Below are 13155 nucleotides of genomic sequence, written 5' to 3'. Positions count from 1 at the left end.
GAAGAACGGCATTTCCTTTTTGATCGAGGTCTCTTCCATGGATCGCTTCCAGGAAATGCACATCTTCACCACCGTCGCTCAAGAACAAGGCTTCTCTGCGGCCGCGCGGCGTCTGGGTTTGTCAGCGGCGAGCGTCACGCGGGCGGTGGCGGCGCTGGAGTTGCGAATTGGTACGCAGTTGCTGATCCGCACCACGCGCAGTGTGCATTTGAGCGAAGCGGGGCAACGGTATCTTGAAGATTGTCGGAGGATTCTCGCCGAGGTGCAGGAAGCCGAGGATTCGGCGGCGGGCAGTCATGCCGAGCCGCGTGGGCAGCTGACGGTGACAGCGCCGGTGTTGTTCGGTGATTTGTTTGTGACGCCGGTGATGGCGAGTTATCTCGCGCAGTATCCGGATGTCACGATCAATGCCGTACTGGTTGATCGGATCGTCAACATGGTCGAGGAGGGCATCGATGTGGCGGTGCGCATCGGTGATCTGCCGGACAGCAGTCAGCATGCTGTTCGCGTGGGTGAGGTGCGTAGCGTCATTTGCGGCTCGCCGGACTACTTTGCCAAATATGGCCGACCGGCTCATCCCCACGCATTGGCGGGCGCGCCAGTGGTGGCGACTTCAGCGATCGGTCAGCAACGCAGTTGGCCGTTTCTCGACGGTGGCGAACCACTCGGTGTGCGTCCTGAGCCGCGTCTGATCGTGACCGCCAATCAGGCAGCGATTACCGCAGCCTGTATGGGGCTGGGCTTGACCCGAGTGTTGTCCTATCAAGTCGCCAGCAAAATCGCCACCGGTGAGCTGGAAATCGTCCTCGCCGAATTTGAGCTGCCGCCATTGCCGATCCACGTGGTGTATCAGGGTGGGCGCAAGGCGCCAGCGCGAATCCGCAGTTTCGTCGATTTCACGGCCAAGGCTTTGCGTGAGCATCCAGCGCTTAAACACGCCGCGTTATTGCATGAGCTGAAATAATCGATTGCAGTTGCTGGTGATTCTGTTCTTTTCGCGGTCAGTGGATGATGGCCTCCATCGGCGCTCTCACCCCCGCAGCGGCGCCCCTGTTCAGCGGAGTCGACCATGCAAGCGATCAAACTCTACAACTTTCCACGTTCCGGCCACGCCCACCGTGTCGAGCTGATGTTGTCCCTGCTGCAACTGCCGACCGAGCTGATCTTCGTCGATCTGGCCAAAGGCGAGCACAAACAGCCGGCGTACCTTGCTATCAATAGTTTCGGCCAAGTGCCGGCCATCGACGACGACGGCGTGGTGCTGGCCGACTCCAACGCCATTCTGGTTTATCTGGCGCAGAAATACGGCCACGGTCGTTGGCTGCCAACCGATCCGGTTGGCGCCGCGCGGGTACAGCGCTGGTTGTCGGCTGCCGCCGGGCCGATTGCTTTCGGCCCCGCCGCTGCGCGATTGGTCACGGTGTTTGGTGCCCAGCTGAATGCAGAAGAAGCGATTACCCGGGCGCACAACCTGCTCAAGGTGATGGACATCGAGTTGGGCAAAACCGCGTACTTGGCCGGCGACGAACCGACCATTGCCGACGTTTCTGCCTACAGTTACATCGCCCACGCACCGGAAGGCAACGTGTCACTGGACGATTACGGCAACGTCCGCGCCTGGCTGGCCCGGGTTGAAGCCCTACCGGGTTTCGTCGCCATGCCGCGCACGGTTGCCGGTCTGCAAACCACCGCCTGATTTTCGCAATCCACACTGCGCCGACGGTGCAGGGGAGAGGTCGTGATGGAACGTTCACCGTGGCACGCTGGCGAGCAACAGTTGCAAGCGAAGGTCGGGGTTGCCGAACGCATGGAAGCCTTCGGGCGCAAGGTGATTCGCACCTGGATGCCGGATCAGCACCGTGAGTTCTATCAGCAACTGCCCTTCATGCTGTACGGCGCAGTCGATGCAGATGGGCGCCCGTGGGCCAGTGTGCTCGAAGGCGCGCCGGGGTTTGCCCATTCGCCGGATCCCGAGCATCTGCATTTCGCCAGCCAGGTTGCTGCCGATGACCCGGCGCAACTACGCAATGGCGAACCGATCGGTTTGCTCGGCATCGAATTGCACACCCGCCGGCGCAATCGCCTTAACGGCCATGTCGGCAATCTGAGCGCTCAGGGTTTTGAGGTGAGCGTGGATCAGGCCTTCGGCAACTGCCCGCAATACATTCAACTGCGCCAGTTTCAGCGGGTGCCGCTGACGGATCCGCAGACCCGCCCGGCTGAGTATCTGCACGGCCTTGATGACGCGGCCGTTGCGCTGATCGCTGGCGCCGATACGTTCTTTGTCGCCAGTTATGTCGATGTCGAGGGCCAGCGCTCCGTGGATGTTTCCCACCGGGGTGGCCAAGCCGGTTTCGTGCGGGTGGAAGGCAATCGTCTGACCATCCCCGATTTCGCCGGCAACCTGCACTTCAACACCTTGGGCAATCTACTGCTCAATCCCAAGGCTGGCTTGTTGTTCATCGACTTTTCCACAGGCGATCTGCTGCAACTCAGCGGGCGCACCGAGATCCTTCTCGATGACCCGCAGATCGAGGCCTTTCAAGGCGCGGAACGGCTGTGGACGTTTGAAGTGGAGAAACTGGTGCGGCGCCCCGCAGCCCTGGCATTGCGCTGGCGTTTCGACGGCATGTCGCCGACCAGTCTTTTGACCGGTAACTGGGCCGAAGCCGATGCGCGTTTGCAGGCGCAGGCGCTGGGCAATCAATGGCGGCCGTTGCGCGTGGCGAAGATTGAGGCGGAAAGCCGCAGCATCCGTTCAATCTATCTGGAGCCAACCGATGGCGCCGGTTTGCCGGTGTTTCTCGCGGGCCAGCATTTGCCGCTGCGTTTCACGATTAATGGCGAGGTGCATATCCGCACCTACAGTCTTTCGAGTGCGCCGTCGGATGGGTTCTACCGCATCAGCGTCAAGCGCGAAGGGCTGATTTCATCGCATCTGCATGAGCAGATCCACGTCGGCGATGTACTGGAAGCGCGGGCACCACAAGGGCATTTCACCGTCGCACCGCTGGAGCACCGACCGTTGGTGCTGTTGGCGGCCGGGGTAGGAATCACGCCGTTGCTGTCGATGTTGCGTGAGGTGGTTTACCAAGGCTTACGCACTCGGGGGATTCGTCCGACATTGTTGCTGCAGAGTTCACGCAGCCTCGCCGATCAGCCGTTTCGCAGGGAGCTGGATCGTTTGCTCGAAGCCGCAGGCGACTCTGTGCGAGTCCTGCGCTTGCTCAGCCAGCCGGAAGCCGATCTGCAAGAGGGCGAGGATTTCGATGTGCATGGGCGCATCGACGGCACCGTGCTGAGAAACCTGCTGGATGCCGAGGATTTCGACCAGCTCGACTTTGTGCTCTGCGGCCCCGGTGGTTTTACCCAAGGACTGTACGACACCCTGCGCGAACTGGATGTGCGCGATGCGCAGATTCATGCGGAAACCTTCGGGCCGTCGACGCTGAAACGTCAGGCCGATGCGGATGCGATCGTGATCGAGCAACCGCCCGCAGCGACGACTTCGGTGCCGGTGGTGTTCGAGCGCTCGGCGAAAGAGGCGCGTTGGCAGCCGGATGGCGGGAGTTTGCTGGAACTGGCGGAAAGTCGCGGACTGCGCCCGGAGTTCAGTTGCCGAGGTGGTTCGTGCGGTACCTGCAAGACCCGGCTGGTCAGTGGTGCGGTGAATTATCCACAGGTGCCGGCGGACATTCCGGAAGCGGGGCATGTGCTGATTTGCTGTGCCGTTCCGGCACAAAGCACGCAGCCTTTAGTGCTGGATCTGTAATTGCGAACCCACCACAAATACCCTGTGGGAGCGAGCCTGCTCGCGAATGCGTCGGCTCAGTCAACATCATTGTTGCTGACAGACCGCATTCGCGAGCAGGCTCGCTCCCACACTTGGTATGTGTTCCAGAACAGGGTTCAGGCGTAGGACAGCGATTTCTCCTCCAGCAATTCCTGATACAGCTCTGTCCACTTGCGGCCCATGTCGTCGGCTGTGAACAACTGCCGATAACGTGCTTCAGCTTTTACGCCCATCGCAGCTGCCCGCTCCGGATCCTCCCACAGCGTGCGCATCGCCTCGCGAAACGCCTGTGGATGACTGGGCGGAACAACCAGCCCGGTTTCGTTGTGGATATTGATGTAGCTGGTGCCGGTGCCGATCTCGCTGGAGATCATCGGTTTGCCGTACATTGCGCCTTCCAGCAAAGAAATGCCGAACGCTTCCGAGCGCAGGTGCGACGGGAACACAATGGCGTAGCTCAGTTGCAGCAGTGCGACTTTGTCTTCGTCACCCAGACGCCCGAGGAAGTGTATGTTGCGCAGGCCCAACGCCTGCGCCTGAGCGTGCAGCTCCAGTTCCAGCGGCCCGGCGCCGACAATGACCACGGGATAATCCACATCTTTCAGGGCCTCCAGCAAAATGTGCAGGCCTTTGTAGTAACGCATCACGCCGACAAACAGAAAAAACTTATCCCCAACCTGCTGGCGCCAGCGATTCATTCGTTCGGGATCGGGCTGTGGATAACCGGCCTTGTTCAAACCGTAGGGAATCACCCGGGTCTTGTCCTGAAACTGCTGCAGCACATCGCTGGTGTGCAGGTAGTTTGGCGAAGCGGCAACGATGCGGTCGGCACTGGCGAGGAAGCGGTTCATCAGTGGCCGGTAGAGTTTGAGCAGGTGCTTCTGGCGAATGATGTCCGAGTGGTAAGTCACCACAGTGGGTTTGTTCCTGGCGCTGGCAAAATGCACCAGGTCCATGAATGGCCACGGGAAGTGATAGTTGACCACGTCGGCTTCGGCCGCCATCTCGCGAAACTGTTTGAACACGCTCCAGGAAAAACCGGTGGAGGCGAACTGGATGTCGAGTTTGGCCCGGTGCACTTCATGCTGACCCAATTTCACCACGGCCGGCGTCGGATCCGCGCTGAGCGTCAGCACCTGGCCGTCGATGCCGTGCTGGGCGCCGCTTTCGCAGAGCTGGAAGATCACTTGCTCAATACCGCCGACCGAGTCAGGCAGGTACGTCTTGAAAAAATGAAGAACTCGCATTCAACCTCCCATGGCCTGGCGGTAGGCACTGGCCGTGGCCTGTGCACAACGCTCCCAGGAAAAAAGCCGTGACTGCTGCAACCCGGCTTCTTGGCATGCCTGCCAATGCGCTTGATCGTCGATCAGTCGGCTCAGCGCATCACGCAGGCCTTCTGCATCGTCAGCTTCAATATAGTTGCCCGCTGCACCGGCGACTTCCGGCATCGCCGAAGAACGCGTGAGCAGCACCGGAGTGCCGCTGGCCATGGCCTCCAGTACCGGCAGACCAAAACCTTCATACAGCGACGGAAAAATCAGCGCTCGGGCGCCGGCCAAAAGCTGCGCCACTTGTTCGTCGGGCAGATAACCGAGCAGGCACACATGCCCGCTGGCCAGTGCCAGACGCAACGCTTCACTGAATTGCTCGCGCTCCCATCCGGCCATGCCGACGATCAGCAGTGGAAAGCGCTGACGTACTGCCTCCGGCAGCAGGGCATGGGCGCGCAGGGCCAGGCCAAGGTTCTTGCGCGGCTCCAGCGTGCCCACACAGAGAAAATACTCCCGCGCTTCTACCGCGTGCGCTTTGAGCACTGCGTCAATGGCGCTCGCCTCGCGCGGATGAAAGCGCGCGGCGACCCCCAGTGGTGCCACCACAAAACGCTCGGCAGGCAGGCCGAAATACGCTTGAGCTTCGTCGGCAATCGCTTGCGAGTCGGTGAGAATCACCTGCGCCTGTTGCACCCCAACAGCCAATCGACGCTCGATTTCCTTGAGCCGCGCCGCGGGCTGGGTCTCGGGGAAATGCAGGTGCGTCAGGTCATGCAGGGTGATCACGGTCGGGCCGTCGAAGGCCAGTGGCCACAGGCTCGGTTCGTGATAGAGGTCGATGCCTTGCGCGCGGCCCTGATCGAAGCGTTTCTGCTCCAGCCAGCGACGCGCCTGATAGGCCCCGGGAATCTGTCGCAGTAGCGGCGTCAGGCGCGAGTAACCGGGCATGGCCGCTTCCGGCAGCGCCGAGCTCCAGCCCCAGCCGTGGAACAATGTCACATCAACGTCGGGCTCGCTGCGCAAGGCGTTGACCAGCTCGGCAACGTAATGGCCGATGCCGGTGCGCGGCGCCTGAAGAATGCGCGCGTTAAGAGCAATGCGCATGCTGGCTCTCAGGGGCAGGCAACGATGCATGCAAGTTGCGCTCAATACGCTCGACCAATTGGGCGCTCGCTTCGCGCCAACTCAGCCAGCGCCATTGTTCGAGGCCCAGCGCTGCCGGAAACTCGCCGGAGCGCTCCATGCCGGTCACCAGATCGCTCAGACTCTGTGGATTCGCCAGGTCGAAATACGCCATGTAGTCGCCGCCGATCTCGCGGAACACCGGAATATCGCTGGCCATTGCCGGTAACTTGCGTTGCATGGCTTCCACCAGTGGCAAGCCGAAACCTTCGACATGGGACGGAAACACCAGCGCCGTGGCGTGGGAGTAGGCGTGTTCGAGACTTTTGTCCGAGAGCGAGTTGTACATGAACAAACGTCGGTTCAGCTCGGGATGCTGGCGGATTCGTTCGATCAGTGCGTCGCACTTCCAGCCAATCTTGCCGACGATGCATAACCGCGCTTTCGATCCTGTTGCCCAGGCGAGCTCAAACGCCTCGAGCAGGTACGCATGGTTTTTGCGCGGCTCGATGGTGCTGACCATGAGAAACACCGGGTCAGCCGTCTGGAACATGTCCAGCAGGCCACGGTCGACCTTGGCATCGGCCTCGCTCAAGTCCAGCTCGGAGCCGAGGTGGAAGTAATCGAACCAGCGCTGCCCGACCTGTTGCGTGCCGATCCGGCGCAGCATTTCCTCGCGCACCTGATCGCGGATCGTGGTCGAGATCGCGACATAGCCGTCGGCGGTGCGCGCGATCCAGTCGAACCAGTCGTTGAACACTTTGACCAGCCCGGCATCGCAAAACTGCGGGTGGGTCAGGGGGATCAGGTCGTAAATCACTGAAATGATGCCCACACCCTCACGCTTGAGTTGCTCGGCGAGGGGGAAAAAGTTGGCGTGCCAGGATGAATCGAGCAGCACCAATTGATCGCCTGCCCGGTGGGCCAGCGGTACGCAGCGCTCGGGAATATGTTGGCCCTTGAGGACTCGTTCAAGCAGACGCATGGGCAAGCTCAAACAAGCGAATGCCGTGAGCCGGCAGCCGACGTATAGCACCCGACGGGTGAAATGCGACCGGTTGAACGGCCAGCGCCGTTCCACTGCCCGGTGACGTAGCCAGAAGGCGTTGGCCCACTGTTCCAGTTTCACCCGCAGACCCATCAGGTCGAGCTTCGTGGACTTCAGCGGCGCCAGACTTTTAACTTCGTACAAACCGCCATTGATCATCACCACCGGGATGCATTCGACGGTTTCATCGGCCGCCGGCAACTGCTGAATGACGTTGCGTACAACACGTTGAATGCCCGAGTTGGCGGAGGGATGTTCGAATACGTAGGTGCACTCCACCAACAATCGTGTCATCGCAAGATCTCCGTATCAGGCGTTTTTACAAGGTTTTCACGGGTGCGGGTGATTTCGGTCCGGGCCTGCAGCCATGAGCAGCCGACAAAGTCTTCCTGGCGATTGTTGATCACGTGGAAGATCAAACCGTAGTCGCGCCACTCGAAGTTGCGATCCAGGTGCGAGTCCAGACGTGACAGGCTCAACGCCACTGAGTAGTTACCCTTGCCCAGTCGCATGTCGAAAGCGAAACGAAAGGTCACGCGCTCGCCGGCACTCAGCTCGGTAATCGCTTTGTCGAGGCGATGGGTGTTGATGCCATAAATGGCTTGGCCCAGACGATCCTTGATCATGAAGCCGAGAATCAGCCGCTCGATGTCTTCACGAATTTCGGTCTGCACTTCCAGCACCACAGGCTGACCGACCTCCGCGACTTCAAGGCTGCGGCCCTGCGCATCGAGCAGGCGCACGCTGAGAATCCCGGCTTCGCCGGTGCCGGAAATGGTCTGTACCTGGCCATTGGCGAGCATCTCCTGGCGCACGGTCTGGCCTTCGCGCTGGGCCAGCATGGCGTTGTAGTAATCCATGACTTCTTCGGGTTTGCCACGCATGGCCAACCGGCCGTTTTCCAACAGAATCGCGGTGTCGCAGATCGATTGAATGGCCGAGCGGTCATGGGACACGATCAGCAGGGTGGTGCCGGCTTTGCGGAAGCTGCGGATGCGCTCGAAACTTTTATGCTGGAAATACGCATCGCCCACTGACAGCGCTTCGTCGACGATCAGGATGTCCGGACGCCGCGCAGTCGCGACGCTGAATGCCAGGCGCATCTGCATGCCGCTGGAATAGGTGCGCACCGGTTGATCGATGGCTTCGCCGATTTCGGCAAAACTTTCGATTTGCGGCATCAACGCTTCGATCTCTTCGACCTGCATGCCCAGCAGCTGACCGGCCATGACAGCGTTCTGCCGACCGGTAAAGTCCGGGTGAAAACCCATGCCCAATTCCAGCAACGCGGCCACGCGGCCTTGCAGATGGATCTGTCCACAGGTCGGTTGGGTGGTGCCGGTGATCATCTTCAGCAGGGTGCTTTTGCCCGCGCCGTTGACGCCGACGATGCCAACGGCTTCACCGGGGCTGATCTCGAAATCGACGTCTTGCAAGACCCAGTGCAGGTGGTGGCGGTTCGGCGAGAACGGCACCAGCCATTCCAGCAGGCGACTCCAGCGATTCGGGTACTGTTTATAGGCTTTGGCCAGGCCAGTGACGCGTATGTGTCCCATCAGAGTTCATCCACCATTTCACCGACACGCTGACGGAACAGACGCAGCGCCATGGCGCAGAGCAGCACACCGATGATCAGCAGCGGTGTCAGTGACGACCACTGCGGCCATTGGTTGTAGAGGAACACGTTCTGGTAGCTGGTCATCAGTGCCGTCATCGGGTTCAGGCTGATGAGGTGCTGGATGCCTGGCGGCAGGATCGACAGCGGGTAAACGATGGGCGTCAGCCAGAACCAGAACTGCAGGCAGATGCCGAACATCTGCCCGACATCGCGAAAGAACACATTGAGAATGCCGAGTAACATGCCCAGCCCGGCGGCAAAGATCACCTGCAGGATCAGCAGCGGGATCAGTGCCAGCAGGGCCATGCCGGGCAGGCGCCCGCTGATCAGCAGAAAGCCGAAAAACAGCGCCAGAATGATCGCAAAGTTGATCCCGGCGTTGAGCAGGGTTATCACCGGCAGGCAAATGCGCGGGAAGCTGATTTTCTTCAGCAGGTTGGCGTTTTCCAGAAACATGCTCTGGCTGCGCGAGGTGATTTCCGCGAACAGACCCCAGGTCAGCAGGCCGGCGCAGAGATAGACACTGTAGGCCAGGCCATCGTCCACGCCCGGCAGCCGCGCACGCATGATCTGGGAAAAGATCACCGTGTACACAACGATCATCGACAACGGGTTGAGTACCGTCCACAGCGCGCCGAACAACGAGTTGCGATAACGTGATTGAAACTCCCGCTTGACGCTACCGAGGATGAACCCGCGATAACTGCGCATTGAGCGGTACAGGGAAAGCAGCATTCAAACCGTCCTGCCGTATTGGTCTTCGAAGCGAACGATGTCGTCCTCTCCCAGGTATTCGCCGCTTTGTACTTCGATGATCACCAGATCGATCACCCCGGGATTTTCCAGGCGATGGCGGTGACCGGCAGCGATGAATGTCGATTCGTTTTTCGCCACCAGATGGGTGCCGGTTCCGTTGTTGGTGACCTTGGCCATGCCTTCGACCACCACCCAGTGTTCGTTGCGGTGATGGTGCATTTGCAGAGACAGCTTGGCGCCGGGTTTGACCACAATGCGCTTGATCTTGAAGCGCGGGCCTTCCTCAAGCACGGTGTAGGTGCCCCATGGCCGACTCACCGTACGGTGCAGGCGGTAGGCTTCGTGGGATTTGTCCTTGAGCTGCTTGGCCACCCGTCGCACGTCCTGCGCACGATCAGCGTGGGCGACCAGTACGGCGTCGGCGGTGTCGATGACGATCAGGTTGTCGACGCCGACGGCAGCTACCAGCCGACCTTCGCTTTGAACGAAGTTATTGTGGCTGTCGATGAAAATCGCTTCTCCGCTGGCACGATTGTTATCGGCATCGGCCGGTACCAGAGCCGCGACGGCGCCCCAGGAACCGATATCGCTCCAGTCGAAACCTGCGGGTACCACGACGACTTTTTCCGAGCGCTCCATCAACGCGTAGTCGATGGAGATGTCGGTGATCTCGGCGAACAGCGCTGGCGACAGTTCCTGTTGCAGGCAGCCGACAGTTTCCAGCGGGGCGCTTGCCGCCATGCAGGCGCGGGTCTGTTCCAGCAACTGTGGCGCATGCAGTTGCAACTCGGCCAGCACACTTGCGGTGGTGAAGCAGAACATCCCTGAGTTCCACAGGAAATTGCCGCTTTGCAGATAATGCGTGGCGGTTTGCAGGTCGGGTTTCTCGACGAAACGCTGCACTTTCGCCGCGCCTTTGGCGTCCAGCGGGGCGCCGGTCTCGATGTAGCCGAAGCCGGTTTCCGGGGCGGTCGGCGTCACACCGAAGGTCACCAGATAACCGTCTTTGGCCAGATTGACCGCGTGCTCGACGGCGGTTTTCAGCGCGTCCTGGTTGACGATCAAATGGTCGGCGGGCATCACCACCATGATCGCGTCATCACCATGCAATGCTTGCAACGACAACGCCGCCGCAGCGATGGCCGGAGCAGTGTTGCGGCCGGTCGGCTCGAGCAGAAAGTGCCCGCGATGGCGCGACACGTGCGCGGCGCAATAGTGATCCTTGCTCTGGAAGTAGTACTCGCGGTTGGTCACCGTGACGATATCGCCCCAGCCGTCCAGCAACGCGGCAGCACGCTGATAGGTCTTGCCCAGCAGCGACTGGCCGTCGGGCAGGGTCATGAACGGCTTGGGATGGCCCTCGCGGGACACCGGCCATAAACGGGTGCCGGCACCGCCGGACAGAATCACGGGGATCAGCATGGCCTACTCCTTGGCGACGCGTTTCATGTCCGCATCCATCATCATGCGGATCAAGGTATCCAGGTCAGTTTTCGGCTTCCAGCCCAGCACGCGCTGAGCCTTGGCCGGATTGCCGAGCAGCACTTCGACTTCGGCCGGGCGGAAGAATGCCGGGTCGATTTTCACGTAGTCACGGTAGTTGAGGCCGACGTGATCGAAGGCGATGCGGCACATTTCCCGCACCGTGGTGGTGACGCCGGTGGCGACGACAAAATCGTCAGGCTTGTCCTGTTGCAGCATCAGCCACATGGCTTCGACGTAGTCGCCGGCAAAACCCCAGTCGCGTTTCGCATCGATGTTGCCCAGGGCCAGCTCCTGCTGTTTGCCTTGCTTGATGCGTGCGGCGGCATCGGTGACCTTGCGCGTCACGAATTCGATGCCGCGCAGCGGCGATTCGTGGTTGAAGAGAATGCCGCTGCTGGCGTGCAGGTTGAAGCTTTCGCGGTAGTTGACAGTGATCCAGTGACCGTAGAGCTTGGCCACGCCGTAAGGGCTGCGCGGGTAGAACGGGGTGTTTTCATCCTGCTGCTCAGCCTGGATCAAGCCGAACATTTCGCTGGTCGAGGCCTGATAAAAGCGTGTGTGCGGACTGAACTGACGGATCGCTTCGAGCAAGTGAGTAACGCCCAGGCCATCGACGATACCGGTGGTCACCGGTTGATCCCACGAGGCGGCGACGAAGCTTTGCGCGGCGAGGTTATAGACCTCGTCCGGCGCCGATTTGATGACTGCACGCTGTACCGAGCAGGCGTCGGCCATGTCACCGTCCAGATAGACGATGTCGGCTTCGACGCCCATCTCGCGCAGGCGCCAGCGCGAATCGCTGCTGCGCCGTGCGACGAGGCCGTGAACCTTGTAGCCCTTGTCGAGCAACAGCTTGGCCAGATACGCGCCGTCCTGGCCGGTGATCCCTGTGATCAGTGCACTTTTTGTCATTCTTGTCGTACTCGCGTCTCCCAGTCGGACAGGATCGCCCGCAGGGATTGTTGTGTGGTGATTTCAGGCGTCCATCCTGTGGTCTGGGTCAGCCTGTTGTGGCTGCCACAAACGCGACGCTGATCGGCGCGGCGCATGCGCGCGGGGTCTTGCACCAGTTGCATCTCGACTTCAGCCAGATCGCCGAGCTGCTCGATCAGGCTGCGGATGCTTTGCTCGCGGCCCGAGCAGATGTTGTAGACCTGTCCGGGTGTGCCTTTTTCCAGCAGCGCGAAGTAGGCCGAGATCACATCGCCGACATCAAGGAAATCTCGCGTCACGTCGATGTCGCCAACCTCCAGTTGCGGTGCTTGAAGGCCCTGTTTGATGCGACTTATCTGGCGGGCGGCACTGGCGATGACAAAACTGTCTTTCTGCCCGCTACCAATGTGGTTGAACGGACGCGCCACCAACACCGGCCAGCCTTCACTCAGGCCCCATTGCAGGCTGAGAAATTCGGCCGAGAGTTTGCTCACCGCGTAAGGATTGCGCGGGCAGGGCGACTGTTGCTCGCTGATCGGCAGATCGCTTTCGCTGACTTGACCGTAGACATCGCCGGAGCTGACGTAGAGGAAGGTGCCGGCAAAGCCACGCGCCTTGAGCGCCTGCAGCAGATTGAGAGTGCCGAAAAGATTGATGTCGAAGGTGCGCGCCGGATCACGGAAGGCTTCCGGGACGAAGGTCTGCCCGGCCAGATGAATCACCGCATCGGGCATCTGCGGCCACAGATCGTTGAGGCTGTCAGCATTCGTGAGGTCGTAGGGCGAGGCGGCAGGCAGCAGCTCCCACGACGAATCAGGCAATGCCAGACGCGACTGAAGATGTTGTCCCACGAAGCCAGTGAGGCCCGTGACGAACAGACGCTTTTTCAAACAGCGACCCCTTGGTCTTGAACTTGCGCCACTTTCTCACAGGCTTTAAGGAGAGGTCTGTCAGACCGAAGGAAAAACCGGGTGAAAGACGGGCGAAGTCAGTTGTTGTAGTTGTTTGTTACCAATCTGTGCCAATTGCGCAGCAATTTCAACAGGCCAAACCGTGACCGGTCAGTTCTCGTCAGCGTAGTCCGATTTATTCTCGTCGGGCGGTTCCCGGATCCTTGATGGATGTG

General features: G+C 60.4%; 11 protein-coding genes. 3 read left to right on the top strand and 8 right to left on the bottom strand.

Annotation, left to right across the window (positions count from 1 at the left end):
- Window positions 1-37: 37 nt before the first annotated feature.
- The 3 genes from AC5SEM_RS25940 (at window position 38) to AC5SEM_RS25930 (ending at window position 3772) form a co-directional block, all read left to right on the top strand.
- Window positions 38-964, top strand: coding sequence for a LysR family transcriptional regulator (locus tag AC5SEM_RS25940; RefSeq protein WP_495471575.1), 927 nt, complete (start codon window positions 38-40; stop codon window positions 962-964).
- A 105-nt stretch (window positions 965-1069) separates the two neighbouring features.
- Entirely contained in the window at window positions 1070-1696 is a 627-nt protein-coding gene (locus AC5SEM_RS25935; protein ID WP_371042150.1) for a glutathione S-transferase family protein, read from the top strand.
- A gap of 45 nt (window positions 1697-1741) precedes the next feature.
- Window positions 1742-3772, top strand: a complete 2031-nt coding sequence (locus AC5SEM_RS25930) for a pyridoxamine 5'-phosphate oxidase family protein (protein ID WP_495471574.1) — start codon at window positions 1742-1744, stop codon at window positions 3770-3772.
- Between the two features lie 137 nt (window positions 3773-3909).
- On the opposite strand, the gene AC5SEM_RS25925 is transcribed toward AC5SEM_RS25930, so the two are convergent.
- From AC5SEM_RS25925 to AC5SEM_RS25890, 8 genes are read right to left on the bottom strand one after another with little or no spacing between them, the layout of a single operon-like run.
- The gene (locus AC5SEM_RS25925) at window positions 3910-5040 is read right to left on the bottom strand and encodes a glycosyltransferase family 4 protein (protein ID WP_495471573.1); all 1131 of its coding nucleotides are present in this window, start codon (window positions 5038-5040) and stop codon (window positions 3910-3912) included.
- A complete protein-coding gene (locus tag AC5SEM_RS25920; protein ID WP_495471572.1) occupies window positions 5041-6171 on the bottom strand; it encodes a glycosyltransferase family 4 protein in 1131 nt (376 codons plus the stop codon).
- The gene (locus AC5SEM_RS25915; RefSeq protein WP_495471571.1) at window positions 6155-7531 is read right to left on the bottom strand and encodes a glycosyltransferase family 4 protein; all 1377 of its coding nucleotides are present in this window, start codon (window positions 7529-7531) and stop codon (window positions 6155-6157) included. The genes AC5SEM_RS25920 and AC5SEM_RS25915 overlap by 17 nt, the downstream gene beginning before the upstream one ends.
- On the bottom strand, window positions 7528-8793 hold the full coding sequence (locus AC5SEM_RS25910) for an ABC transporter ATP-binding protein (RefSeq protein WP_495471570.1): 1266 nt from the start codon (window positions 8791-8793) through the stop codon (window positions 7528-7530). Before AC5SEM_RS25910 ends, AC5SEM_RS25915 begins: the two co-directional genes overlap by 4 nt.
- A complete protein-coding gene (locus tag AC5SEM_RS25905; RefSeq protein WP_495471569.1) occupies window positions 8793-9590 on the bottom strand; it encodes an ABC transporter permease in 798 nt (265 codons plus the stop codon). Before AC5SEM_RS25905 ends, AC5SEM_RS25910 begins: the two co-directional genes overlap by 1 nt.
- Complete coding sequence (locus tag AC5SEM_RS25900; protein ID WP_331693181.1) at window positions 9591-11033, bottom strand: mannose-1-phosphate guanylyltransferase/mannose-6-phosphate isomerase; 1443 nt, start codon at window positions 11031-11033, stop codon at window positions 9591-9593.
- 3 nt (window positions 11034-11036) lie between these two features.
- Window positions 11037-12008 (bottom strand): GDP-mannose 4,6-dehydratase, encoded by a 972-nt coding sequence (gene gmd / locus AC5SEM_RS25895; RefSeq protein ID WP_011336673.1) that lies wholly within the window; start codon window positions 12006-12008, stop codon window positions 11037-11039.
- The gene (locus AC5SEM_RS25890) at window positions 12005-12919 is read right to left on the bottom strand and encodes a GDP-mannose 4,6-dehydratase (RefSeq protein ID WP_495471568.1); all 915 of its coding nucleotides are present in this window, start codon (window positions 12917-12919) and stop codon (window positions 12005-12007) included. Before AC5SEM_RS25890 ends, gmd begins: the two co-directional genes overlap by 4 nt.
- Window positions 12920-13155: the final 236 nt, after the last annotated feature.

This window comes from Pseudomonas sp. CH61 (assembly GCF_059429415.1).
The sequence above is the reverse complement of the archived record's forward strand: the minus strand, read 5'-3'. Positions and strand labels throughout refer to the sequence as shown.

What these genes read in the sequence shown, in the direction of transcription:
- AC5SEM_RS25940 (WP_495471575.1), top strand. Translation starts at nt 38, where the DNA reads ATGGATCGCTTCCAGGAAATGCACATCTTCACCACCGTCGCTCAAGAA.
- AC5SEM_RS25935 (WP_371042150.1), top strand. Translation starts at nt 1,070, where the DNA reads ATGCAAGCGATCAAACTCTACAACTTTCCACGTTCCGGCCACGCCCAC.
- AC5SEM_RS25930 (WP_495471574.1), top strand. Translation starts at nt 1,742, where the DNA reads ATGGAACGTTCACCGTGGCACGCTGGCGAGCAACAGTTGCAAGCGAAG.
- AC5SEM_RS25925 (WP_495471573.1), bottom strand. Translation starts at nt 5,040, where the DNA reads ATGCGAGTTCTTCATTTTTTCAAGACGTACCTGCCTGACTCGGTCGGC.
- AC5SEM_RS25920 (WP_495471572.1), bottom strand. Translation starts at nt 6,171, where the DNA reads ATGCGCATTGCTCTTAACGCGCGCATTCTTCAGGCGCCGCGCACCGGC.
- AC5SEM_RS25915 (WP_495471571.1), bottom strand. Translation starts at nt 7,531, where the DNA reads ATGACACGATTGTTGGTGGAGTGCACCTACGTATTCGAACATCCCTCC.
- AC5SEM_RS25910 (WP_495471570.1), bottom strand. Translation starts at nt 8,793, where the DNA reads ATGGGACACATACGCGTCACTGGCCTGGCCAAAGCCTATAAACAGTAC.
- AC5SEM_RS25905 (WP_495471569.1), bottom strand. Translation starts at nt 9,590, where the DNA reads ATGCTGCTTTCCCTGTACCGCTCAATGCGCAGTTATCGCGGGTTCATC.
- AC5SEM_RS25900 (WP_331693181.1), bottom strand. Translation starts at nt 11,033, where the DNA reads ATGCTGATCCCCGTGATTCTGTCCGGCGGTGCCGGCACCCGTTTATGG.
- gmd (WP_011336673.1), bottom strand. Translation starts at nt 12,008, where the DNA reads ATGACAAAAAGTGCACTGATCACAGGGATCACCGGCCAGGACGGCGCG.